This window comes from Phytohabitans flavus, from assembly GCF_011764545.1.
Lineage (GTDB): Bacteria > Actinomycetota > Actinomycetes > Mycobacteriales > Micromonosporaceae > Phytohabitans > Phytohabitans flavus.
Genome location: NZ_AP022870.1, coordinates 4543653 through 4567867 on the forward strand (window position 1 = coordinate 4543653; position 24215 = coordinate 4567867).

The 24215-nt window shown below is 72.0% G+C and carries 20 protein-coding genes; 11 read left to right on the plus strand and 9 right to left on the minus strand.

The annotated features are described in order from the left end of the window. Positions 1-14 precede the first annotated feature (14 nt). Complete coding sequence (locus tag Pflav_RS19825; RefSeq protein WP_173037478.1) at positions 15-1028, plus strand: class I mannose-6-phosphate isomerase; 1014 nt, start codon at positions 15-17, stop codon at positions 1026-1028. Positions 1029-1299: 271 nt separating this feature from the next. On the opposite strand, the gene Pflav_RS19830 is transcribed toward Pflav_RS19825, so the two are convergent. Then, positions 1300-2160 (minus strand): EamA family transporter, encoded by an 861-nt coding sequence (locus tag Pflav_RS19830; protein ID WP_173037479.1) that lies wholly within the window; start codon positions 2158-2160, stop codon positions 1300-1302. A 65-nt stretch (positions 2161-2225) separates the two neighbouring features. On the opposite strand from Pflav_RS19830, the gene Pflav_RS19835 reads away from it, so the two are divergent. Beyond that, complete coding sequence (locus Pflav_RS19835; RefSeq protein WP_173037480.1) at positions 2226-2729, plus strand: Lrp/AsnC family transcriptional regulator; 504 nt, start codon at positions 2226-2228, stop codon at positions 2727-2729. An 8-nt stretch (positions 2730-2737) separates the two neighbouring features. Here the strand turns inward: Pflav_RS19835 and Pflav_RS19840 are convergent, their stop codons facing one another. Together Pflav_RS19840 and Pflav_RS19845 are read right to left on the minus strand one after the other, a co-directional pair. After that, positions 2738-4114: a DUF6002 family protein gene (locus tag Pflav_RS19840; protein ID WP_173037481.1), complete on the minus strand. Its 1377-nt coding sequence runs from the start codon at positions 4112-4114 to the stop codon at positions 2738-2740. Between the two features lie 30 nt (positions 4115-4144). Beyond that, on the minus strand, positions 4145-4786 hold the full coding sequence (locus Pflav_RS19845) for a hypothetical protein (protein WP_173037482.1): 642 nt from the start codon (positions 4784-4786) through the stop codon (positions 4145-4147). A 36-nt stretch (positions 4787-4822) separates the two neighbouring features. Here Pflav_RS19845 and Pflav_RS19850 point away from each other — a divergent pair, with 36 nt between their 5' ends. Next, complete coding sequence (locus Pflav_RS19850) at positions 4823-5083, plus strand: hypothetical protein (RefSeq protein ID WP_173037483.1); 261 nt, start codon at positions 4823-4825, stop codon at positions 5081-5083. A 164-nt stretch (positions 5084-5247) separates the two neighbouring features. Here Pflav_RS19850 and Pflav_RS19855 read toward each other — a convergent pair whose 3' ends face one another. Then, positions 5248-6312 carry a hypothetical protein gene (locus Pflav_RS19855; protein ID WP_173037484.1) on the minus strand — a complete coding sequence of 355 codons (1065 nt, stop codon included), beginning with the start codon at positions 6310-6312 and terminating at the stop codon, positions 5248-5250. 142 nt (positions 6313-6454) lie between these two features. Between Pflav_RS19855 and Pflav_RS19860 the strand changes: the two genes are divergently transcribed. Further along, on the plus strand, positions 6455-7024 hold the full coding sequence (locus Pflav_RS19860) for a dihydrofolate reductase family protein (RefSeq protein ID WP_173037485.1): 570 nt from the start codon (positions 6455-6457) through the stop codon (positions 7022-7024). Here Pflav_RS19860 and Pflav_RS19865 read toward each other — a convergent pair. Both Pflav_RS19865 and Pflav_RS19870 read right to left on the minus strand, forming a co-directional pair. Then, positions 7009-10191 (minus strand): BTAD domain-containing putative transcriptional regulator, encoded by a 3183-nt coding sequence (locus Pflav_RS19865; protein ID WP_173037486.1) that lies wholly within the window; start codon positions 10189-10191, stop codon positions 7009-7011. The two genes, Pflav_RS19860 and Pflav_RS19865, sit on opposite strands and share 16 nt — an antisense overlap. A gap of 1188 nt (positions 10192-11379) precedes the next feature. Continuing rightward, positions 11380-13020, minus strand: coding sequence for a pectate lyase family protein (locus Pflav_RS19870; protein ID WP_232071651.1), 1641 nt, complete (start codon positions 13018-13020; stop codon positions 11380-11382). Between the two features lie 422 nt (positions 13021-13442). On the opposite strand from Pflav_RS19870, the gene Pflav_RS19875 reads away from it, so the two are divergent. Together Pflav_RS19875 and Pflav_RS19880 are read left to right on the plus strand one after the other, a co-directional pair. Continuing rightward, the gene (locus Pflav_RS19875) at positions 13443-13907 is read left to right on the plus strand and encodes a hypothetical protein (protein ID WP_173037488.1); all 465 of its coding nucleotides are present in this window, start codon (positions 13443-13445) and stop codon (positions 13905-13907) included. A 127-nt stretch (positions 13908-14034) separates the two neighbouring features. Further along, positions 14035-15942, plus strand: coding sequence for an ABC transporter ATP-binding protein (locus tag Pflav_RS19880; RefSeq protein WP_173037489.1), 1908 nt, complete (start codon positions 14035-14037; stop codon positions 15940-15942). A gap of 6 nt (positions 15943-15948) precedes the next feature. Here Pflav_RS19880 and Pflav_RS19885 read toward each other — a convergent pair whose 3' ends face one another. Then, positions 15949-16848 carry a UbiA family prenyltransferase gene (locus Pflav_RS19885; RefSeq protein ID WP_173037490.1) on the minus strand — a complete coding sequence of 300 codons (900 nt, stop codon included), beginning with the start codon at positions 16846-16848 and terminating at the stop codon, positions 15949-15951. A 96-nt stretch (positions 16849-16944) separates the two neighbouring features. Here Pflav_RS19885 and Pflav_RS19890 point away from each other — a divergent pair, with 96 nt between their 5' ends. The 3 genes from Pflav_RS19890 to Pflav_RS19900 are packed head-to-tail and all read left to right on the plus strand — an operon-like array spanning position 16945 to position 19084. After that, positions 16945-17667, plus strand: coding sequence for an AraC family transcriptional regulator (locus Pflav_RS19890; RefSeq protein WP_173037491.1), 723 nt, complete (start codon positions 16945-16947; stop codon positions 17665-17667). A gap of 32 nt (positions 17668-17699) precedes the next feature. Further along, positions 17700-18512 carry an alpha/beta fold hydrolase gene (locus Pflav_RS19895; RefSeq protein ID WP_173037492.1) on the plus strand — a complete coding sequence of 271 codons (813 nt, stop codon included), beginning with the start codon at positions 17700-17702 and terminating at the stop codon, positions 18510-18512. Between the two features lie 8 nt (positions 18513-18520). Further along, positions 18521-19084 (plus strand): dihydrofolate reductase family protein, encoded by a 564-nt coding sequence (locus tag Pflav_RS19900; protein WP_173037493.1) that lies wholly within the window; start codon positions 18521-18523, stop codon positions 19082-19084. Between the two features lie 530 nt (positions 19085-19614). On the opposite strand, the gene Pflav_RS19905 is transcribed toward Pflav_RS19900, so the two are convergent. Next, entirely contained in the window at positions 19615-19968 is a 354-nt protein-coding gene (locus tag Pflav_RS19905) for a hypothetical protein (RefSeq protein ID WP_173037494.1), read from the minus strand. 130 nt (positions 19969-20098) lie between these two features. Here Pflav_RS19905 and Pflav_RS19910 point away from each other — a divergent pair, with 130 nt between their 5' ends. After that, complete coding sequence (locus Pflav_RS19910) at positions 20099-20548, plus strand: YdeI/OmpD-associated family protein (RefSeq protein ID WP_173037495.1); 450 nt, start codon at positions 20099-20101, stop codon at positions 20546-20548. 43 nt (positions 20549-20591) lie between these two features. On the opposite strand, the gene Pflav_RS19915 is transcribed toward Pflav_RS19910, so the two are convergent. Continuing rightward, positions 20592-21233 (minus strand): hypothetical protein, encoded by a 642-nt coding sequence (locus Pflav_RS19915; RefSeq protein ID WP_173037496.1) that lies wholly within the window; start codon positions 21231-21233, stop codon positions 20592-20594. 105 nt (positions 21234-21338) lie between these two features. Between Pflav_RS19915 and Pflav_RS19920 the strand changes: the two genes are divergently transcribed. Then, on the plus strand, positions 21339-24209 hold the full coding sequence (locus tag Pflav_RS19920; RefSeq protein ID WP_173037497.1) for an ATP-binding protein: 2871 nt from the start codon (positions 21339-21341) through the stop codon (positions 24207-24209). Positions 24210-24215 lie beyond the last annotated feature (6 nt).

Consider the following 24215-nt stretch of genomic DNA (forward strand, 5'->3'; position numbering starts at 1 on the left):
AGTACGGTGGTCGTATGCTGCTGCCCGCCAACACACCGCGGTCGTTCTACCGGGGTGCGGGCCGTATACACAGCTTCCGGTGCATCGCCGCGCCGGACGACCCGTACTACCCCGAGGACTGGATCGGCTCGACCACCAGCCGCTTCGCGCAGGCGCCGCTGGGCCTGTCCGTCCTCCCGGACGGCGGGCTGCTCGCCGACGCGGTCGCGGCGCGGCCCGAGTGGTGGCTGGGGCCGGAGCACATCGCCGCGCACGGCCACGACCCGGCGATCCTGGTCAAGCTGCTCGACGCCGGCCAGCGGCTGCCGCTGCACGTCCACCCCGACCGCCGGTTCGCGGACGTCCACCTCGCCTCGCCGTACGGCAAGACCGAGGCGTGGGTAATCGTGGAGGCGGCACCGGACGCGGTCGTGCACCTCGGCTTCGCCTGGGACGTCTCGGCGGAGCAGGTCGCCGGCTGGGTCGCCGAGCAGCGGGTGGACGAGATGCTCGCGGCCACCAACCAGATACCCGTGCGGCCCGGCGACGCCGTCGTCTGCCCGGCCGGGGTGCCGCACGCGATCGGCGAGGGCATCTTTCTCGTCGAGGTGCAGGAGCCGACCGACTTTTCCATCCTGCTGGAGTGGGAGGGCTTCACCGACGGCCCGGACGCCGGCCACCTCGGCCTGGGCTACGACGTCGCTCTGTCCTGTGTGGACCGCCAGGCCTGGACCCCCGACCGCATCGACAGCCTGCGCGGGACGCGCGCATCGGACCGGCCGGGCGTACGCAGCCTGTTCCCCGACCTGGCCGACCCGTTCTTCGCCGCGGAACGGCTCTGCCCGGACCCTGTGAGCGAGCTGGAGCCGGCCTTCTCCATCGTCGTCGTAACCGTCGGCACGGCCGAGCTGGTGCCCGAGCACGCACCGCCACTCACGGTCCGCGCCGGCGACACGGCACTCCTGCCCTACGGCGCCGGCCGCTGCACGCTGCGCGGCCAAGCCGAAGCCATCCGTTGCAAGCCCACCCCGCGCCGCCCCACGCCGTAAGCCAGGCGCTCGCCCATAAAGACCGGAATCGGGCCTTGATCGCGGGCGCTGAGGTGCCGGCGCCCAAGCCGATCCGGACGGGCGCATCGGTGCGCCCAGCTCCGGAGGCCGCTGGGGCGACGGCCCGCCGCCGGCCCGCGGGCAAAGGTTGTGAAGCGCGGAGGGTGAGGCCGCGGGAGCAGCGGTCTGGACCACCGCGGACATCGCGGTAGCTCAAGTCTTTCTCTTGCAATGGATTCTGAGGCCACCGATGTGGACGGACCTGGAAGGTCTACAAAGGAGCTGGCGTGAGTTCCTGGTGGATGGCGACGGCGGTGACCACCATAAGGACGCCGGCGATTTCCGGTGCCGTTGGGATCTGGGCCAGCACCAGCACGCCGATGACGGTCGCGGTGGCGGGTAGCAGCGAGACCATAAGCGCGTATGTGGCGCGGGCGAGCCGGGCCATCGCTAGCTGGTCGGCCACGTATGGCACGACCGAGGACGTGAAGCCCACGCCGATGCCCGCGGCCAGCGCGACCGGGTCGGCGAAGGCGGGCGCGGCGGCTCCACCGCCGATCGGCAGGGCGAACAGGGCGGCGATCAGCATGGCCAGCGCCAGGCCGTCGATGCCGGGCACCTTCTCGGTGCGGGCGACGCGGTGGCCGAGGACGATGTAGGCGGCGAACAGCACCGCGTTGGCGGCGGCGAGTGCGATGCCCAGCGGCTCGCTGACCAGCCTGACGTCGGTGAGCAGGTACACGCCGGCCACCGCGCTCGCTAGAGCGGCGAGGTTGCGCCAGGTGCGGGTGGCGAAGGCGGCTAGGACGATCACCGGCAGGAACTCGATCGCGGCCACCGTGCCGAGCGGGAGCCGTTCCAGCGCCAGGTAGAAGACGCTGTTCATCAGCGCCAGCACGCCTGCCCACCCGGCCAGCAGCAGGCGGGTCGGGCGGTCCAGGCGTGGCCACAGCCGCCACGGCCGCCGCCACAGCGCGAACACGACCGCGGCGGCGGCGATCCGCAGCCACGCGACGCCCAGGGCCTCGACGCGGGCGAACAGCAGCACCGCGAACGCCGGCCCCAGGTAGTGGAAGACCGCGCTGACCGCGAAGTACGCGTGCGGCGGCAGCCGGGTGGCGGGCGCTGGCATGCCCATATCCTCGAAACCGGAGCCGCCTGTGGCCATGCGCTTTCGAAGGAAAAGGGGACGCACCGATGAGCACCCGCGCACCCCGACCACCGTCCGGCTTTCCGGAGGGAAAGTCGCTGCTCGACGACACCAACCGGCGGCTGCTCGGCGCCCTGGAGGAGGACCCGCGGGCGAGCGCGGCCGAGCTCGCCCGCCGGGTCGGCATGTCCGCGCCGGCCGTCCGCGAGCGGATCGCCCGCTTGGAGCAGGCCGGCGTCATCCGGGGGTACCGGCTGGACGTCGACCCCGCCGCGATCGGGCTGCCCGTCGCGGCCTGGGTGCGGATCCGGCCGGGGCCGGGGCAGCTACCGAAGATCGCCGAGCTGGCCGCGCGCACGCCCGAGGTCAGCGAGTGCCACCGCATTTCCGGCGAGGACTGCTTCCTGCTCAAGGTGCACGTGCCGGCGATCGAGGCGCTGGAGGCGGTGCTGGACGAGTTCCTTCTCTACGGCCAGACGATCAGCTCGTTCATCGTGTCGACGCCGGTGGCGCCGCGAAACCCGGCCGGGCGTGCACCCGGCCGGGGGTGAGCGGATCCTCAGCGCACGGCGGCCGTGATGTCGGCGACGTCGGCCACCTCGACCAAGCCGTCACCGCAGAGCGGCTCGAGGTTGCCGTCGGCGTAGCAGCCGGTGCCGTGTACCACCACGTCGCGGCCGGGCTCGACGAGGCCCCGGTCGATCGCGTTGGTCACGCCGGTGAACGCCATCACCGTCGACCACTCGCGCAGCGTCCGGAAGTCGGCCGGCAGCAGTGGCAGTGCCGCGCCCAGCCAGGTGCGCAGGTACGGGTAGCGGGCCACGCACTCGGCGAGCGAGACGACGATCCCGTCGCCGCCGAAGCGGGTGATGATCTCGTTCATCGCGCCGGACGTGACCGGCCGGTGGGTGTAGAACGTGGCGTCGAGCACCTCGTCGGGGTCGTACGTCACCGCCGGGAAGTGCGGGTCCGCGCCCGCCTGGCGGAAGAGGCCGGTGGCCGGGTCAAGTGGGTACGGCGGCAGGGACGGCGCCGAGCCGGCCGCGGCGCGCAGCGACAGCACCATGTCGGGCGTGGCGAGGTGCTGCACGAGCAGGCTGGCCGGGCGGGTGGCGGCGCTGGCCACACCCGTGCTTTCCAAGAGCGACCGCCCAGCGTGGTAACCGAGCAGCCCGAACGCCGACGACACCGCGTGCGCGTGCACCCGAGGGCGGTCGGCCGCGTCGGTCGGGTCGACCCGCTGCTCGAAGAGCGCCCGGCCGGCGTCGGCCACCATGTAGTTGCTCAGCTCCAGCGAGAACCACACGTCCAGGCCGCGGGTGCGGTGCAGCGTGGCGGCGTGCTCCCGTACGTAGTCGCGGGCGAGCGACTTGACCGCCTCCGGCTCCTTGCCCGTGTACAGCAGCTGGGGGTTGAGCGCGCGCAGCGCCGGATCGGTGGAGAGCCGGGTGGCGCGGAGCTTGTGCCGGCCGGTCTGCGGGGCGAGCGTGACGATCCGCAGCTGCTCCGGCTCGGCGAGGCCGGCGTCCAGCGCCCGCAGTACCGCGTCGCGCAGCGCCACGCCCTTGTTCGCCGAGGTCGGTGAAACGATCATCACCGAGCGCCCGGTGCGCCGGATGTGCTCCACGGCCCGGGCCACGATCAGCAGCGAGGCGTACGTCTTCGTGGTGTGCGTCCCGGGGTTACCCGTGAGGTCGAGCAGCGTGATGCGGTGTCCCCGGTACTCGCCGACCGGCTGCCACTGGGCGGTCGCGACGGCGAGGTAGCTGCGGACCGCGTCGTCCAGCTCGGGGAGGGCGAAGCCGGGAGAGAAGACGACCGGGTCGGCGACCGGCGACGGATCGGGTACGCAGTGCGCGATGACCTCGGGCAGCCGGTCGTAGAAGTCGACGAGCAGGTTGCCGGACGTCGGCGGCGACACGGTGGGGTTACGCACGGGCTGGTTCCTCTCGGGTGGGGCCGGGGCTCAACTGGCTGCCTGTGACCGCAGTCGCTCGCGCAGAGCGTGGAAGGCCGCGGTGGCCTCGGTGACCGAGCCGGCGGCGAACCCGTCCGCGTACGCCGGCAACAGCGGTGCGAGCGCGCCGGTGACCGCGGGTCCGAAACGCACCTGCCCGTCCTCGACGAGTGCGCCGTCCCGCATGGCCCACCTCCTGTTGGCGTCGACCGCCTGGTCCACATCCACGCCAAGGGGCAGGCGCAGGGCCACCTCGCCCGCCGTGGTCCGGACAGGGTACCCGCCGGGCAGTCCAGCGACACCCGGAAGATGCGTCTCCTCCGTCGCGCCGGTGAGCAGCGCGGCGACGGCCCGCGCGGCGAGGAGGCCGGTGATGTCGTTGTTGCCGCGCCCGCCCCTGGTCGTCCGGTGCGGGGCGAGCAGCTCCGTGACGTTGTCGAGGCGCGCGCCGTCGAGCCAGACCAGCGCCTCGTCCGCCGGGTCGGCCGGGGCGTGCAGGTGCAGGTGGTGGCCGACGACGTGCAGCCGCCCTGGTCGGGCAGGCCGAGCGCGCTCTGTAGCGCCGCCGCGACGATCCCCACGTTGCCCACGCCGGCGCGCACCGGCACGCCGCAGGCGGCCAGCAGCGGGTTGACCGCGTCCGGGAAGCACGCGTTGACAAGGAACGCCTCGGGGCAGGAGCGCCGGATGGCGGCACCGACCGCCAGCGCCACCTCCGCCTGGAACGGGAGGGTCAGCCCGAAACCGGCCCGGCCGACCAGCGCGGTCCAGGCCGACGGTCGGTCGGCCGGCTCCCACGGAGAGTGGGTGGAGGCGCAGACGAGCACACCGTCCGGCCGGTCCGCGGCCAAGGCGCCGGCGACCGCGTCGGGGTCGGTCGGATCGACGGGTACCGCTGTGAAGCGTGCCGTCCGGCCGGAAACCGCCGCGCGTACCGACGAGACGTGACAGATCTGGGTGGCGGCCGCGACGTCGCGGGCGAGCAGCACCACCTTCAGGCCGGCGAGGCCCGGAGTGTCCGCTGTGGACAGCGCGAGGCAGGTGGCCCGGGCGAGCGACCCGCTGCCCACGACGGCCAGGGTCAACGACACCCGACCACCCGGCGGCGCTGGTTACGCGGGCACCGGACGGAGACCAATGAAGGCGTGTGCGTGTACGTCGTACTTCTCCACGAATGCGGTGTCCAGTGCCTCGTGCAGCTCCGGATCCTGGCTGTCCACGATAACCAGATCATGCAAGACGGACGAATCTCCACGCAGGAAGGCGCGGAGGCTCGGCGGGCGCCGCGCCATAGCGGCGAGGACCTCGCTGTGTACCACGTAACAGATCTGGTCGTGCTCGACGTACCGCGCGTGGAGCTGCCGGGCGTTGTGCTGGTCCTCGACGAGGGTGAGCCCGAGGTGCAGGAAGTCGGCCATGGTGATCGTCGCCCGGTCGTCCCACAGCTCCTCGAAGCGCTGCTCGATGAACTCGCCGAGCGGCGAGCGCATCGTCACCTCCAGCTGCGCCCCGAACTCGGAGAAGCGCCCGATCGGCAGGAACGAGACGAGCGCGCGGTCGTCCCAGCGGTACAGCGTGATCGAGGCGGAGGCGTCGTAGAGGCGCACCTCGAAGCGCTGGCGGTCGCGCTCCCCCAGCTCGGCCGCGAAGGGGATGAGCCGGCGGAGGTTTCGCATGATCTCGCGCTGCACCGAGAGCCGCATGTGGCCGCCGGCGAGCTCCTGCTGGCGCACGTCGACGGCGAGCGAGTTGGGGTTGAGCAGCAGGATCCGCACCTGCGCCTCGCGGTTCAGCGCGAAGCGCAGCCCGCGCAGGAACCTGTCGGTCGCCGGGTGGTCCAGCACGTTGGAGAAGGTGGTGAGGATCTGCACGTGCTGGGTGGCGTCGGCCACCTGGTCGCTGAACCAGGTGTAGTCGAGCCGCCCGTGCTCCCGGACCGTGCCCTCCTGGACGTACCGGATGATCGGCCCGATGACCGCGACGGTGATGAGCGCGCCGAGCATGCTGGTGCCCAGGTTGAGCGCCGCGTTGGGGACGCCGTCGCCGGTGCTGGAGGCGCCGTAGAAGAGCAGCGCCAGCGCGGTCGCCAGCCCGAGCCCGGTCACCAGCAGCCACCCCGGGCGGCGGACCATCCAGCGCGCGGCGCGGACGAATCGGGCAAGCTGCAACGGCCGCATCCGCCCCTCCCACCCGTGTCTCCCCCTAGGGTGAGGGCGACCCTACCCGCAGTCAGCAAGCCGAACAAGATCATCCACAGTAGAGCGCAGACGGATAGGCGACCTGAAGGAAATCGTAAGGGGCCGCGCGCACGCTACTGACATGCGAAAACTCATTGAGTCCACGTTCGTGTCGCTGGACGGCATCATCGACGACACCCGCCCTTCCACCGCCTCCCGGGCGGAGCCACAACACTGGGGGCAGCCGTACTGGGACGCCGACCACAATGGCTACGCCGGCAAGCTGCTGACCTCCGCCGACGCGATGCTGCTCGGCCGGGTCACGTACGAGGGGTTCGCGGAGGCGTGGTCGGTCCGGTCCGGTCCGGACGCCGACATGTTCAACGAACTCCCCAAGTACGTGGCGTCCCGCACGCTCACCGAGACCACCTGGAAGAACTCGACGCTCATCAAGGGCGACGTGGCCGAGGAGGTGGCCCGGCTCAAGGAGCAGCCCGGCAAGAACATCATGAAGTGGGGCACCGGCGAACTCGACCGCACGCTCGTCGAGCACGGGCTGGTCGACGAGTTCCACTTCTGGTACTTCCCAGTCGTGGTCGGCGCCGGCAAGCACCTCTTCGAGGGGGCCGGCTTCGACACCACCCACCTGAAGCTGGCCGACATCGACCGCTTCGACTCGGGCATCGTCGTACACATCTACGTGCCCAAGTAGGCCATCTCCCGCGCCTGTTCGAGGGTGAGCTTGCCGCCCCGCTCGAAGAGGGCGTCGAAGTCGGGCTCCGCGGCTCGGACGGCGGCTGCCGTCCGGGCCAGCTCGGCCTTGTCCACATCGGACAGCGGCTGCCCGGTGGCGGCCCGCGCGGCGTCGGCGGCGCCGAGCAGCTCCGCCGCGAGCGCGGCCCGGCCGTCCAGCGCCAGCGCGCCCGCCATCCCGGCCACCGACCACGCCATACCCTGCGGCGAGCCCGCCTCCTGGTTGGCGTCGAAGCCCTCGCGGTGCCAGGCCAGCGCGGCGGCCGGGTCGCCCCGCTCGGCGGCGAGCAGGCCGAGCTCGGTCAGGACCATCGGCAGGTACGGCGGGCTGGCCTCGGCGCTCTGCTGCGCCCGGGCGGAGGCGAGCAGCCACCTCAGGTGCTCCTCGGCCGTGTCCAGGTCGCCCGCCCGGCGCGCGGCGAACGCCAGGGTGATCGTGGCGAACACCTCGCCGGGCCGCTGACCGTGCTCGGCGGAGAGGCGGCGGGCCTGGCCGGCGTACTCCTGGGCGCTCCGGGGGTCGCCCTGCTGCACCGAGATCCAGCCCAGCCAGGCCAGCCGGGCCGCCACGTCGGGCCACAGCCCCAGCTCCTCGGCCATCCGCAGCCCGGACCGGCACAGCCGTGCCGCCTCGGACCAGTCGCCGGTCATGTCGGCCAGGCCGATCAGCCAGTCCGTCGCCTGAAGTACGCCCCAGTCGTCACCGAGTACGCCGAACAGCTCGGCGCCGCGGCGGGCGTCGCGTTCCAGGGCGGCGGTGTCACCCCGCATGTGTTGGAGCATCGCCCGGGTGCTGAGCACGGCCGCCTCGCCCCAGCGATCCCCCGCCGCCTGGAACGTCTCCAGCGCGCTCTCCAGCAGCGCACCGGTGGCCGCGTCGTCGCCGAAGTCGATGATCGACGAGGCCACGAACCACTCGGCCCGCGCCCGCTCGACCGGGCCGGCCGGGTACCGCTGGAGCACCTCCGCCGCCGCCTCCGGGCCCGCCTCGCCCTGCCGGATGGCGAGGCCCGCGGCCCAGCACTCGGCGCCGGCCCGCAGCGCGGGCGGTACCGGGCCGGGCACGTCGAGCGCCTCGGCCAGCGCCCGGCGCGCCTCGATCAGGCGGCCGCGCAGGATCCGGTACCAGACAAGCGCGCCGGCCAGCCGTACCGCCTCCTCGGCCGCGCCCTCCCGCCGGAACGTCTCCGCCGCCGCGCGCAGGTTCGCCGCCTCGGCGTCCAGCCGGCCCAGCCACTCCCGCTGCCCGGACCCGCGCAGCCGCCCCTCCGCCTCCTGCGCCAAGGCCAGGTAGTGGTCGGCGTGCCGGCGGCGCAGCGCGGTCTCCTCCCCCGCCTCGCGCAGCCGGTCGAGGCAGTACGCGGCGACCGACTCCAGCAGCCGGAACCGGGACGGGTCCGCGCGTACCACCAGTGACCTGTCGACGAGCCGGGCCACCAGGTCGAGCACCTCGCCGGCGGCCACCCCGTCGCCCGCACAGACCACCTCGGCCGCGGCCAGCGTGCACCCTCCGGAGTGGACGGAGAGGCGGCGCAGTACCGTCCGCTCCGGCTCGGACAGCAGCCGCCAGCTCCAGTCGATCACCGCGGCGAGCGTGCGCTGCCGGGCCGGCGCGTCACGCGGCGCGGTGCCGAGCAGGCCGAACCTTTCGCGCGGCACCCGCAGCCGGCTCGCCAGCTCGGCCACGCCCAGCGCGGGTACCCGGGTGGCGGCCAGCTCCAGGGCGAGCGGGATGCCGTCCAGTCGCCGGCAGATCTCGGCCACGTCCGCGAGCGATTCCGTGGCCGGGTCCAGGCCGGCCCGGGACAGGAACAGCCGTACCGCGGAGGACTCGACAAGCCGGGGCGGATCGTCGGTGTCCCGGACCTCCAGCGGCGGCAGCTCCCACCGCGCCTCGCCGCGCAGGCGCAGCGGCTCCCGGCTGGTGGCCAGCACCCGCAGTCCGGGTGCGGCGGCGAGCAGCGCAGCGACGAGGTCGGCGACCGGCTCGATCACGTGCTCGCAGTTGTCCAGCAGGAGCAGTGCCCGCCGCTCCCCCAGCGCGGCGGCCAGCCGCTCGGCGGCCGGCGCTGGGGCGCCCGGCGGGTCCGGCACGGACAGGACGGAGAGTACCGGCTCGGCCGCGTCACCCCGACCGTCCCATGTGGTCAGATCCACCAGCCAGGTACCGTCGGGGAAGCCGCTCGCGGCGGCGCGGGCGACCGCGAGGGCGACGCTCGTCTTGCCCACCCCGCCCGCGCCGGTCAGCGTCACGAGGCGGCCGGCCGTGAGCAGCTCGCGCACCCGCCGCACGGCGTGCTCCCGCCCGATCAGCTCGGTCAGCGGGGCCGGCACGTTGGTGGTCGGCCGCACCGGGCGGGCGGGTGCCGCCGGCGCCTCCTCCGCCGGGTCGCCAGCCAGGATCGAACGGTGCACCGCGGCCAACTCCGGCCCAGGGTCCAGCCCCAGCTCGTCGGCGAGCCTGCGGCGCAGGTCCTGGTAGCTGTCCAGCGCCTCGGTTACCCGCCCGGCGCGGTACAGGGCGCGCATGTGCGCCGCGCGCAGCCGCTCCCGGTACGGGTGCTCGGCCACCGCCTCGGCCAGGTCCGCGGCCAGGTCGCCGTGCTCGCCGAGAGCCAGCCGCGCCTCCGCGTACGCCTCCACGGCGGCCAGCCGCTGCTCCTCCCACCGCGCCACGGCCACGGCGGCGAACTCCTCGTCGGCGAAGTCGGCCAGCGCCGGCCCTCGCCACAGCTCCAGCGCCTCCGCGAGCAGCCCGGCGCGGGTTCGCGGGTCGCCCGCCGATCGCGCCTCCGCCGCCAGCGACGCGAACCGGGCCGCGTCCACCCCGTCCGGCCCGGACCGCAGGGCGTAGCCGGGAGGCTGGGAGACGACCAGGTCGCGGCCGCCAGCCTCCGCGCCGGCCAGGGCCCGGCGCAACTGCGAGACCCGCACGTGTACGGCCGCACCGGGATCCGCCGGCGCCGACTCGCCCCACAGGTCCGCGACCAGCCGGTCCACCGACACCGCGCGCCCTTCGTGCACGAGCAGGTCGGCCAGCAGGGCCCGTACCTTTCGCCCGGGTATCGCCACCGGCGCGCCGCTGTCGGTCCACACGGCCAGCGGCCCCAGCACCCCGAATCGCACAAGGCCACCCTACGTAACCGCCAGACAGGCCTAGACGACCTATTCCAAGACCTTGAGCTACCGCGATGTCCGCGGTGGTCCAGACCGCTGCTCCCGCAGCCTCACCCTCCGCGGTTCACACCCCACCCCGGCCCGCAGGCGTAGGGGTAGCCGCAACCCCGAGCGACGCACCACCCAGATCCCGGTCATGATCCAGACAAAATCCCTGACTTTGCTACTTCTCGCGAAGGTTGAGGCAGCAAAATCAGGGATTTTGTCGAGATCTTGATTGGTGCCGTGACGGTCGCGGCGGGCGGGGGACCACTCCTGCCCGCACACGGCCCGGAGGGCCGACGGCGGGCCTGTCGGCCCGGCGGGCTCTGGAGCTGGGCGCACCGATGCGCCCGCTTTGAGCGGCTTGGGGCCGCACCCCCGGCGGTGGTCCCTGACATCGCGTCCACTCACCCGGCGGCTCTGTCGTGATGACCCCTCGTAAACGTGGCGCGCGCCCGCGCGCCCGGCCGGGCGATGTGTGGTCGCCCCGGCCTGCCAGCGACCGCGATCCAGGCCAGATCTCCGCGCCGCCGACGTCCCCGGAGACTCCTGGATCTAGAGACCTTTCAGGGTTGGGGAGGCCTCGGCGCCTTGCGGGGATAAAGATTCCAAACCAAGGAAGTCGGGCTACCGCGATGTCGTTGTGGTCCGGACCGTCGCTCCCGCGGCCTCACCCTGCGTGGTGGGGCAGGCTCACCCCGGGGTCGTGGTCGGCCGACCGCGACCTTCGCTGCCGGGTCCGCGCTCCGGCCCCAGCCTTGACCTAGCTCGGCGGGTAGACGGGGGTCCATCCAAGACAGGCACGCGCCCAAGGGCGCTGGGTTTTGCTTGATCGACGCTACGACGGGCGCCGTCTGGCAGATCGTGGTATCGAACTGCCCCTCTGCGGGCAGTTGGGTACCACGATCTCTCGCGTACACCCAGCCCGACCCCCGCCGATCAAGGAAGCGGGGCTGCGCGGTGCCCGCGGGAGCATACGGTCTGTGACTGACGCGGACCGGGAATATACCTTGTCTCAAGAAGATCGAACGTGACCCCGACCCTGAAGACCTCTAGTCGATTGTTTCTTTCTCGGAATTGCTGGTCTAGGGCCGGCGACCAGCCGAGACTGGTCGCCGGCCCCGCTCCGACCGCGCGCGGAGGCTGACCTCTTGGTCAGATGCGACCCGCGCCGGCGCCCGCCGTGACGGATGCCTTGACGGCGCCGGAAGGTTGCGCCGTGTAGCCGTACGGGATCGGGGCGACCGTGCCGTTGACCTCACACGGCCCGGAGCTGGTGAGCGAGTTGTCCCGCGCCACAAGGCGGCCGGGGTCCGAGTCCGCGTACCCGCTCGCCGACCAGCATGCCTGCTGCACGTTCTCGAAGACGTTGCCCTCGACGAGCACACCAGCGTCCATTGTGGAGGCGATGGCGTAGGAAGCGGCGTTGTTGTTGACGTTCGTGTAGTAGTTGTTGTACACGTGGACCGTCTCGCCGAAGCGCACTCGTGGGCTGCGCTCGAAGGTCCGGTCGAACCAGTTGTGGTGGTACGTGATGCGCAGGTGGCCCTCGTCCTCGCCCGCGTTGCCGTCGGAGTGACCGACAAGCGAGGTCTTCCAGTGGTCGCGGACGATGTTCCACGAGACGGTGATGTAGTCACCCGCGTGGGTGATGTCGATCATGCCGTCGTAGAAGTCGACGTCGCTCTCGATGGTGCTGGAGAGGGTGTTGTGGTCGATCCAGATGTGCGTGGCGTTCTCGATCTGGATCGCGTCGCCACCCGGTACGCCGCGGATGTTCAGGTTCTGGATGATGACGTTCGCCGGCTGCATGTCCTCGATGTTGAGGGTGGTGGCGGAGATGCCGGAGCTGGCGCCGACGCCGCGGATCGTCTTGTTGGCGGTGACCTCGATGGTGCCCGAGCCGCTGAGCATGCCGTTCACCAGGATTGTCCGGGCGCCCGCGGTCTGCGCCTGGGTCCGCAGGTCGGCCCAGCTGGACACGGTCACGGTGGGGCCGCTCGCCCCGCCGGTGGTACCGCCAGCCTGCGTGGCCCAGCCGACGATCCCGCCGGGCGGCGGTGGCGTGGTGGTGGGCGGTGGTGTGCTGGTCGGCGGCGTCGAGGGGGTGGGTGAGGTGGTGGGCGATGTGGACGGTGAGGTCGGCGGCGCGGTGGTCGGGCTGGGGCCGGCCGCGTCGGTCACCAGTACGTTGTCGAAGCTGCCCGCGACGTAGTTGGCCACGAGGCCCGCGCGGCCGGTGCCGTACGAGCTGTCCGATGTGGACACGAGCTGGACGCCGTTGACGGAGCCGACGAGGGAGCCGCCGGTCGCGCTCAACGACAGCGTGTACGAGGTGCCGGTGGCCGCCGAGAACGACGCCGAGGCGAGCGTGGTGCCGGCGCCCTTGCGGATCTGCACCGAGTTCGGCGTGAGCACGAGCGCGTAGAAGTTCGACGTGCTCTGCACGCGGGCCGCGACGCCGATCCCGCGCGAGGACGCCGAGCCGAACGTGGTGGGCCGGACGGTTGCCGACACGGTCGCCGTGCCCCAGGACGTGGAGCCGGCGAGCGATTTGGCGCTGGAGCTGCTGCCCGACTGCGCGTACGCGCCGGACGACACCGACCAGCTGCCGCCCGAGGTGCTCCAGCCGTTGGCGTTGCCGTCGGCGAAGTCGTCCGAGAAGAGCGTGGCCGCACTCGCGGCGCTACCGATGGTGAATACCAGCGCCGTGACCGCGGCGGTGACGCCAGCCACCAGAGCGATCCGGGTGCCCGTGCCCCGCCGCCGAGCCGGGCCGTGTTGCGCTGCCTGCACTGTGGGGACCTCCCTGCATTGGGAATGCGCTTTCCTGTCAACGTAGGAAAGCCGGGTAAGCCCGTCAATGCGTACCATTTGCAGCTTTGTTGCATAGAATCGGGCGAAGCGCCACCAGCCGACCGGTCGGTCGGCTCGGGTATGGGGGCTATTGCCGGGTTTGGAACGCAGGCGAAGTCGCCGGTATTCGCAGGATTGACGCCATCCTATGGCAAGCGCTTTCCCGCCGCGACCGCCAGGAAGCGACGGCGATTGCGCGGGCGGGGTTGTGAACCGCGAAGGGTGAGGCCGCGGGAGCAGCGGTCTGGACCCCGACGGACGTCGCGGTAGCTCAGATCTCGGACTCGGCCCAGGAGCAGAAGGGGTCGCGAGCGTTGCCGGGGCGATGCATGGGAGGGGCGGCGGCGGGTAGCCCTGTGAGCATGCGCCCACAAGCCAGTACGCCCCCGATCGTCCGCGGCCTGCTCGCCGGGGCGGCCGGCACCGCGGCCCTGGACGCGGTCACCTACCTCGACATGGCTACGCGCGGCCGGCCGGCCAGCACGACGCCGGAGCGCAGCGTCGAACGCCTGACGAAAGCCGGGCACCTCAGCCTCGGCACGGGCGACTCCGCGGGCAACCGCCGTTCCGGGCTCGGCGCGCTGCTCGGGTACCTCACCGGCGCGACCGTCGCGGCCGGCTACTCCGCGCTCGTCGGTCGCCGCCTGCCCTGGGGTGCCACCGCGGTCCTACTCGGGGCGGCGGCGATGGTCGGTTCCGACGCGCCCCTGACGATGCTGAAGGTCACCAACCCGCGCAACTGGTCGGCCGCCGACTGGGCCTCGGACGTGGTGCCCCACCTCGCGTACGGCGCGGTGGCGGCGATGGTGCTCGATCGCCTGCGGTAGCTCCGCTCAAGTCGTTCTCATGACTTCCGAGGGGCTTTGCTCACGGAAATCGCCTACGGTCGACACAGGACCGTAGTGCTGTAGGACGTCAGCCCTCGACTCCTTGGCCACCATGTGGGGAGGCGAGATGACCGTGACGTCCGATACCGAGCGGGCCACGCCGGCGCCGGAGGCGACCGTGCTGCCCGAGCTCCGTTCGGTGTGGTGGGAAGGCGGTGTCCGGGCCCGGGCCGAGGCCACCATCGCGGCCGTGCTGGCCGAGCTGCCCAAGCTGATCTACGCGGCCTTCAAGGTCAGCTGGCGAGCCAGCCGCGGCCGGACCATGGTCATCGTCGGCGCCACGCTCGGCGCCGGGACCATGGCCACGTTCGGGCTGCTCGCCACCCAGCAGGTGCTCGTCGGGCTCTTCGCCGGCGGCCCGACGCCTGAACGGGTACGGGCCGCGCTGCCCGCGCTGATCGCCCTCGGCGCGCTTACCGCCGTCCGCGCCGCGCTGGGCACCGCCACCGGCTTCGCCTCGAACGGCTTGACCCCGCTCGTCGACCGGACCGTGCAGCGCCACCTCTACGAGACCACGACGCGGGTCCGGCTGGAGTCCTTCGACCAGGACACGTTCAGCGACGAGATGGAACGTGCCTGGCGCGGCTGCGACTCGACCACCCTCGTCGTACAGGCGGCGATCAACCTGCTGGCCGGCGTCGTGAGCCTGCTCGCGGTCGCCGCCGCCGTCGTGGTCATCCACCCGCTGCTGCTGCCGGCGCTCTTCCTGGCCACAGCGCCGACCGCGTGGGCCGCGCTGCGGGCCGGGCACCTCCAGTACCAGACGTACCTGGCCGGCACGGTCCGCCGCCGCCGGCTGTGGCTGCTCAACCACCTGATGGCCATGCGGCAGCCGGCCGCCGAGCTGCGCTCCTACGGGCTGCGGAACTTCCTGCTCGGCCAGTACGACAGGGTGATGACCGCGGAGACCGCGATCCAGCTCGGCCTGGCCCGCCGGGTGACGGTCACCACGAGCGTTGGCGCGGCGATCGGGGGCGTCGCCACCGCCGCCGTGTACGTGCTGCTGGGCGTTCTGCTCGTCGGTGACCGGATCCCGCTCTCCGCTGCCGCGACCGGGGTCATCGCGGTCCAGGCGGCACAGCGGGCGCTGGCCACGGTGACGTTCCAGGTCGACCGGCTATACGCCGAAGGTCGCCACTTCCGCGACTACACCGGCTTCATGGAGCGCGCCGACGAGTACCTGCCGCCGCCCGCCGGCGACCGCACCCCCGGCCCGCTCACCGGCCTGAGCCTGGAGGGCGTCACCCTCACGTACCCGGACCGGGACACCGCGGCCGTGGCCGGCGTGAGCCTGCGCATCGAGGCCGGGCAGATGGTGGCGATCGCCGGGGAGAACGGCTCGGGCAAGAGCACGCTGGCCGCCATCGTCGCCGGCCTGCGCACGCCCGACTCCGGCGTGGTGCGCTGGAACGGCGTACCCACCACCGACCTCGACCCCGACCTGCTGCGTGCCCGGATCGGGGTGGTGTCGCAGGAGTTCTACAAGTGGCCGTTCAGCGCCGCCACCAACATCGCGATGGGCGAGATCGACCACCCGGCCGGCCAGGAGCGCATCGAGGCGGCCGCGGCCAAGGCGGTGGCACACGACATGATCGTCGATCTGCCGCACGGCTACAGCACGATGCTGGACCGCGCGTTCGCCCAGGGCCAGGACCTTTCCGGCGGCCAGTGGCAGCGGATCACCGCCGCCCGCGGCTTCCTGCGCGACACGGACCTGCTCATCATGGACGAACCGTCGTCCGCGCTGGACGCGCCCGCCGAGGCCGCGCTCTTCGACGCGGTACGTGCCCGGCACGGCGTGAAGACCACCGTGCTCATCACGCACCGGCTCGCCAACATCCGCCACGCCGACGTCATCTACGTGATGCACGAGGGTCGCCTGGTCGAGCAGGGCGCCCATGACGCCCTCATCGCCGCGGGCGGCCTCTACGCCAAGTGGTTCCGCCTCCAGAAACTCGGCTACAGCGACGACTGAACGCTGTTATCCGGTGATGGCGCGGAGGAAGTCGGCGCCGGGTACGGCGAAGGCGACCGACACCACGGCCATGCGCGGGATCGAGGGCTTGCGGGTCGCCACCGCGTAGACCGCCACGAGCATGGGCGCCGCCACGGTCTGGAGCGTCCACGAGTCGCGGCGGACGAAGACGTCGAGGTGGCAGCAGGCCAGCCAGATGACGTTCGCGACCGTCCACAGTGCTAGGCCGATCCGGTAGCAGGTGCGGGGCGTCCACCGTACGGCGCTCGTGTTGTCGCCCGCGGCCAGGTCGGCGTCGCGGTCCATCACCGTGGTCGGCAGGTACAGTGCGGCGCCCAGCAGGAGCCCGAGCAGGACCAGGACCGGTGGATAGTCGAGTACCGACCGGTGCAGCGACCATCCGCCCAGCGGTGCGAAGACGCCGACGACAAGCGTGTTCACCGCGACGTCGGCACCCGGGCGGGCTTTGAGGCGGATCGGCGGCGTGCTGTACAGCCAGCCGAGCACCAGCACGATGATCGTGCCGGCGACGAACAGCGGCCCGGCGAGTACCGCGACCGCGATGGCGGCCACGCTGCACCAACGGTAGGCGCGCTTGAGGTCGACCTCGGTGAGCACGCCGGTGACCAGCGGCGCGGTGGCCTTGCGCGGGCTGCGCCGGTCGTTCGGCAGGTCGTGCAGGTCGTTGAGGGCGAGGACCGCACCCCAGACGAGCGGCCCGAGCACGACGACCGCGGCCACCGCCGCCGGGTCAGTCCGGGCGGGTGGCACCCAGCGGCCGGCGGCGAGCACCCAGCCGAAGTACGCGCCGGCCCAGCCCAGCGGCCAGAACCACGGCCGGGTCAACCGGATGAGGGCGAGCGCCCGTACTGCCGCGCTGGCCGGCTGTCGCGTGGTCGTCTCCACGAGACGAGCTTGGCGCGGTGTTGCTTTGAAACCGCTGAGAAGCCCCTGAAAGTGGGCGGCCGCGCCCTCGCGGCCGACCTGCGCGAGACTGGCGGGATGCCGCTTGAGAACGAGGACCGGCCGTCGGACTCGCCGTACATCCACCGGGTGTGGCGCAGCCGCGCGTCCGGCGTCGCGCGGATGACCTCGGTCGCCACCTCCAACTGGGAGCTCGTGTTCTGGCGGTACCAGGGTCAGGTCCACGCCGCCGCGCGCGGCCCCGAGACGACGATCTCCAGCGTCGACGTGGCCGAGGGGGCGGAGTCGTGGGGCGTCACGTTCGCGCACGGCTCCTCGATGCCACACCTGCCGCCGGCCCGCCTCGTCGACTCGGCGCTGGAGAGCCCGCACGCCACCGCGACCCGCTTCGTGCTGCGCGGCGACGAGTGGCTGATCCCCGACTTCGACAGCGCGGAGCAGTTCGTCGGGCGGCTCGTGCGGGAGGGCGTCGTCGTGCGCGACCCGCTCGTCGACGAGGTGGTCGCCGGCGGACTCCCCGACGTGGGTACCCGCTCGGTGCAACGCCGCGTGGCCGCGGCGACCGGGCTCACGCAGGGCGGCATTCGGCAGATCGAGCGCGCCCGCCAGGCCGCGATCCTGCTCGGCGAGGGACTCGCGCCGCTCGACGTTGTCGACCGGCTCGGCTACTACGACCAGCCGCACCTCGCCCGCTCACTCCAGCGCTTCATCGGCCGTACGGCGACCGAGCTGCGCCGCCCGGAGCAGGCCGGACAGCCCCTGTCGCTTCTGTACAAGATCGAGGACCTCCCGCGCTCATAGCCTGGCGGCATCGCTATGAGAAAGGGAGAGCAATGACCGAGAACGCTCGCGCGGCCGCCGTCTCCGCCGACGGCACCGTGATCGCATTCGACGCGTGGGGCGAGGGCGAGCCCCTCGTCATCATCGACGGGGCCACCGCGTACCCCGCGATCAACCCGATCAACGCGGAACTCGGCGGGCTGCTGGACGGCGCCTTCCGCACCTACGCGTACGACCGGCGCGGGCGCGGGGACAGCACGGACACCGCGCCGTACGCGATCGAACGCGAGATCGAGGACATCGCCGCGCTCATCGAGGTCGCGGGCGCGCCTGCGACCGTGTTCGGCTGGTCCTCCGGCGCGGTACTGGCACTCGACGCCGCCGCGGCCGGGCTGAAGATCAAGCGGCTGGTGCTCTTCGAGCCGCCGTTCGTCGTCGACGACAGCCGGCCGCCGCTCCCCGCCGACTACGTGGAACGCCTCGACGCCGCCGTGGCCGCCGGCCGCCCCGGCGACGCAGCCGCGATCTTCATGACCGACGCGGCCGGCGCGGCGCCGGAGGACCTCGCCGGGATCCGGGAGAGCGAATTCTGGCCGGTACTGGAGGCGGTCGCACCGACCATCGCGTACGACGGCCGGATCATGGGGACCACGATGTCGGGCAACCCACTCCCCCGCGACCGCTGGGCCGCCGTCACCGTGCCCACGCTGGTGATGCACGGCACCAACACGTTCCCGGCGATGATTCCGGCCGCCCGAGCGCTCGCCGAACTGCTGCCGACCGCAACGCTGCGGCAGGTCGAGGGCGAGCAGCACAGCGCGCCCCCCGCGGTACTCGCCGCCGAACTGCGCGCCTTCGCGAGGTGAGCGCCAGCATGGGACGCATCGTGGTCACCGAGTTCATCTCGCTGGACGGCGTGGTCGAGGCACCCGGCGGCGAGGACTTCAAGTACGCGAACTGGAGCTTCGAGTTCGACCGCGGCGAAGAGGGCGAAAAGTTCAAGACCGACGAGGCTTTCAGCGCCGACGCGCTGCTGCTCGGCCGCCGCACCTACGAGGGGTTCGCGTCAGCCTGGCCGGAATACGAAGGCGAGCTCGCCGACAAGTACAACAGCATGCCCAAGTACGTCGTCTCGCGCACGCTCACCGATCCACAGTGGAACAACACGCGCGTGCTCCCCGGCGACCTGACGGACGAGGTGACCCGGCTCCGGGAGGAGGTGGCCGGCGACATCTCGGTGGCCGGCAGCATCGAGCTGGTGCAGGGGCTGCTCGAACGCGACCTCGTCGACGAACTCCACCTCATGACGTTTCCGGTCATCCTCGGCACGGGACGCCGCCTATTCGGCGAAACCCCCGACAAGACAGCCTGGAAACTCACCGAAACGCTCACGGTCGGCGAGGGCGTGCTCATCACGATCCTCAAACGCGCCCGGTGACCGATCCGCGCTCTCGCCGGACGGCGGTGGTCGCCCCCGTCCGGCGAGACGCTGTCGCGGGTCGGCCACGACGCTCCGGCACAGCGCGCCTTTGTGAACGTTTTCCGCTGCCATAGCAACGGTAGGTGTTCACAAAGGCGCAGCGCCTGGATCTAGAGATCTTGGTATCAAGGCGCTGGGATCGTGCTGTGGGGCTCGCCTTCTTTGCCTCCGGCGGGGATCTCCGGCCTCCCGGGATGGGGGATGTGCCGTGGGGGTGCGCCTGGTGTCGCACGCGGTGGTGATCGTTCGCCTGATACCTACACGACACGCCGACAGGGCCGCGGATTCTGGGCGAACGATCACCAGAGCCCTCCGCGCAATTGGTTCGTCGGGCTTTGTGAGGACTTGTTGCTGCCAGGGCAACCACAAGTCCTCACAAAGGCCCCTCTCGCGACACGGCGACGGACATCGCGGCGCCTCAAATCCCGACGCGAAGCAGATCCGCAGAGAGACTGCGGACAGGCCCAATGACCGACTCCGAAAGCTCTTTAGAGCCACCTGATCCCGACCTCGGTGATGTGGGCGGCCAACAGGTCGTGAGTCCGGCCACGGGACCAGGCCTCGGCATGCTGGCTCTCGTGCAGAAGGCGGTCGGGATCCACAGGCACTCCCGCCTCCCATGGTGCCGGCCAGACGTCAAAGCGACGTACCTCGATCAGGCCATGGGTTGCCAGGGAGGTCAGCGCGGGCGCAAGGATCTCGGCAACCGCCTGCGGCGCCGGTGGCTCGCCGACCGCGGCCCGCACGAAGTCCTCGGCGATCTCCCAGAGCGGTAGCGGCGAGTCCTCCAGCGGTTGGAGCACGATTTCTTCCTGATAAGTCACCCCGTCGTACCCGGTCATGGCGCTGATTGTCCCCGGCGCACGCGCGGTGCCAGATCTTCCCGCGTGGCGTTCCGCGTCGGTGGCCGATGAGTTTTCGCCGGCTGGCCGGTCTGACCTGCTGACGCTGGCCAAAGGAAGGGAACGTGTCATGAGGTTTCGCGCGGAGCTCCAGGCGACTGGCGGCACGACAGCCGGCTTCGAGGTGCCTGAGGAACTTGTCGACGCGCTCGGTGGCGGGAGGCACCCCAAGGTTGCCGTGACGGTCAAAGGGCACCGTTTCCGCACCTCCATCGCCCGGATGGGCGACAGGTACCTGCTCGGCGTAAGCGCCGAACGCCGGCAGGCCGCGGGCGTACAGGCCGGCGACGTGCTCGACATCGAGGTGGAAATCGACACCGCACCGCGCGAGGTGGAGATGCCGGACGACCTGGCGGCGGCTCTGGCCTCCGACCCGGCCGCCAAGGCATTCTGGGACACCCTCTCGTACAGCAAGCAACTGTGGCACGTCACCCAGGTCACCTCGGCCAAGAAGGCTGACACCCGAGCCAGCCGGGTCGCCAAGTCGGTCGCCATGCTGCGCGAGCAACGTGCGCGTTAGGTACACCTCGCACGGGCGCGAGCGGGTGACCGATCGGACGGGCTCATTCGATCCACCACCAGCCGTCGCCCAGCTCGTAGGCAGGTACGCCCAGGTCGCCGGAGGCCGTGGCGATGTATACCTCGGGGACTGGGGGTTCAGAAAAGTAGGCGAAGCCGACTCCACTCTCGGCGCGCCAGTTCTGCCAGATCCGCAAGTAGAGCACGCATTGCTTGCGGTCCCTCGCGCGGTCGACGGTCCAGCATTGTGCGTGGGCCCGGCCGTCGGCGGATAGCCACCGCATCCGTCGTGGCAGGTCAGTGAAACCGGTGATGGATCCACGCCGGTATTCGGCGGCCAGTGCCGCCAGGTCACTGCGGTGATGGTGAAAATGGCTGCGCGGGGTCAGCTGCGTCGTGCCGATGCTTCGCAGCCCAGTCGCGGCGACCACGACCAAGACGCACATCAGAGCGGCCAGTCCCCATCGCCGGGTGATGGCCAAGGCAACCGCCGCCGCGCTGGGCCTCGCGATCAGATATAGCCAGGCTGTCGACGTCGCCAACCAGGTGACCGGCGAGATGACTCCGAACCACGGCAATACAAGCAGGTAGGCGCCGGCAACCGACGCCCAGCCCAGCACCTGCGCGACGACGGCGGGGAGAATGGCCCAAAGCCGATGTTTGCCACCTGTCGTTGACTGCCGCACGAGCGCAGTCTGCCAAAGCCACCGGGGCGCCGGTACTCCTCGCGCGGGCGCGAGCGGGTCGATTTTCGAAGGCGGGAAACGGTGGCGTCGCGCTAGAGTCCCGGCGTGCGGCTGTCTGTTCTCGGGCCGGTCGAGCTGCTCGGGCCTGAAGGCTTGCCTGTGCCGCTGGGTGGGCGGCGGCAGGTGGCGCTTGCCGCGCTGTTGGCGGCCGAGGCCGGCAAGGTCATCGCGGCGAGCCGGCTGATCGAGCTGTTGTGGCCTGAGCAGCCGCCGCGTGGTCCAGGCCCGGCCTTGCATAATCAAGTGTTCCGCCTGCGGCGCACCCTGTCGGCGACCGGCCTGCGGGTTGAGCGGCGGGATCCCGGCTACCTGCTGTTGGGCGACCTCGACGCGGTGGCCTTCGAGCGGCTCGCCCGAGACAAGTCGATCGACGAGGCGCCGCCCGCGCAGGTGCCGGCGTTGCTGGACGCGGCGCTCGGCCTGTGGCGGGGTGAGCCGTTCCTGGGCCTGCACGACATCCCTCCGCTCCGGCACGAGGCCGGCCGGCTCGTCGAGCTGAAGTTGTCGCTTGTGGAGCGTGCGGCCGCGCGGTTGATCGGTGCCGGCGACCCGTTGACAGCCGTGCCGTACCTGCGACGAGCCGTCCTTGAAGCGCCCCTGCGCGAGCGGACGCGGATCCTGCTGATCCGGGCGGTGGCCGCGGGCGGCGACGTCTCGGCGGCGCAGGAGCAGTTCCACGAGTACCGCACGCGGTGCGCCGCCGAGACCGGGCTGGATCCCTCCCCTGCCGTCGAGGCCGAGTACCGGCGGCTGCTGCGCGGGCCGGTTGACGCCAGCCCGGTCGCCGAGGAGGAGCCGGAGGCCGCTGTCCCCCAGCCGCTGGCCGTCACTCCGGTGCCGGAGCCGGTCTCGCCGATCGTCGGGCGGGAGGCGGACGTGGACGACCTCGCGCAGCTCGTGGGGCGAGGTCATCGGCTGGTCACCCTCACCGGTCCGGGCGGCGTGGGTAAGACTCGGCTGGCGGTCGAGGTGGCGACGCGCAAGTGGGGCGGCGACTGCGCGTTCGTGGACCTCTCGACGGTCACCGCGCCCGAGGACGTGCCCACGGCGTTCGCGCGGGGGTTGGGCATCAGCGTCGCCTCGGACGACCCGGTCACCGACCTGGGGGCCGGCGTCGGCGACCGCGCTTTGCTGCTGGTGGTCGACAACTTCGAGCAGGTACTTCCCGCGGCCGCCTTCCTGGTCGCCGTGCTCGCGCGGTGTCCCAACGTCGCGGCCGTGGTCACCAGCCGCGAGCGGCTCGGCGTGGCGGGCGAGACCGAGTACCCGGTGGGGCCGCTCGGCGTGCCGGACGCGGACGCGGAGGCGAACGACATCCTGGCGTCCCCGGCGGCGGCCCTGTTCCTCGATCGGGTCGCGGACCGTTCGGTCCGCGCGTCGGGCACACCCGAGCAGATCGGCACGCTCTGCCGGCAGCTCAACGGCCTACCACTGGCGATCGAGCTGGCCGCCGCACTCGCCCGCTTCAGGTCGATCGACGAGGTCTTCGACGGCCTGCGCCAGGCATTCGCCCGCGTGATAGGCAGCGAGAAAGAGCCGGACGGGCTTGAAGCGGCGATCCGGTGGAGCTACGAGCGGCTCAGCCCCGAGCAGCGGCGCGTGCTCCGGATGAGCTGCGTGTTCGCGGGTGAGTTCGACGCGGCGGCGGCGCGGGCGGTATGCGGCGGCGACGGGGAGCCGTTCGACCGGTTGGTGGCCCTGGGCCTGCTGCGCCTGCACCGGGCCGACACGGGCATCCGCTACTCCGTCCCACGGCTGATCGGGGCGTACCTGGAGCAGGGCGCGCGGGACGCGGACGAGCGGACCGCGGCCGAAGTTGCCCACCTGCGCCACTACGGTGGTCTGTGCCGCGATCCACAGTGGCTCGACGACGCGCTGCTGGCCCGCGTCAAGGACGGCTACCCCGACATGCTCGCGGCGCTCAGGCACGGCATCGAGCACCCGGTGGACGACGCCACGACGCTGGACCTGGCCACCGCGATGTACATGTACTGGTTGTGGGGCGGCCAGCTCCGGGAGGCGCTGCGCTGGTTGGACCGCCTGGACCAGCGCTTCCGCCACTCGCCGGCCGCCCTCGCCCGCCTCGGTGTCTGTCGAGGCAGCATCCTGCGCCACCTTGGTCGGCTCGACGAGGCCGAGGAAATCGGCCAGAGCAGCGTCGAAGGGCTGCGCCAGATAGCGGACCCGGAGTGGCTGGTCACCGGGTGCCTGCTGCTCGCCGCACTGGCCGACGACCGGGGCGCCGCGGCAGATGTAGTTCGCTGGGCCGAGGCTATGGTCGAGACGGCACGCGCCGGGGTACCCCGGCGGCTGCCCGAGGCGCTCGGCGCGCTCGCGGTGGCGCACTCGACCGCCTGCGACTACGAGCGGGCCGAGCGGGTGGCGCTCGAAGCGCTCGCCCTGCTCGCCGACGTGGACTCGCCCGTGCTACGGGCCGGCACCCGGATCAACGCGGCGCAGGCGCTTGTCGAGGCCGGCCGCGGCGGGCTGGCGCTGGAGGTACTGACCAGCGGGCTGGACGACCTGCGCGGCTCGCCGGAAGGGCTGGACAGCTACCAGGTCAACATCGCGTGGGCCCAGTTCGCGACCGGCGACCACGCCGGCGCGTTGAGCTCGTTCCAGGCGTATCTCCGCGGCAGCGGCGGTACCGGGCAGTGGATCTGGAACATCGACGCGGTGGCCGGCTGCGCCTGCACGATGCTCGGCGGCGGTCAGCTGCGACAGGGTGCCCTCCTGCTCGGTGGCGTGGAGCGGTTGCTGGACCGGCTCGGCGTGACGGTCTCGCCATGGATCCGCCGCCAGCTCGACCTCGCGTACGCCGAGGTGGTGCGCCAGCCGCAGAGCCGTGACCTGGTACAGGCCGGTGCACAGCTCAGCGGTGACGCCCTGGTCAAGCTGGCCACCCAGCGCGGCTGACCCGGC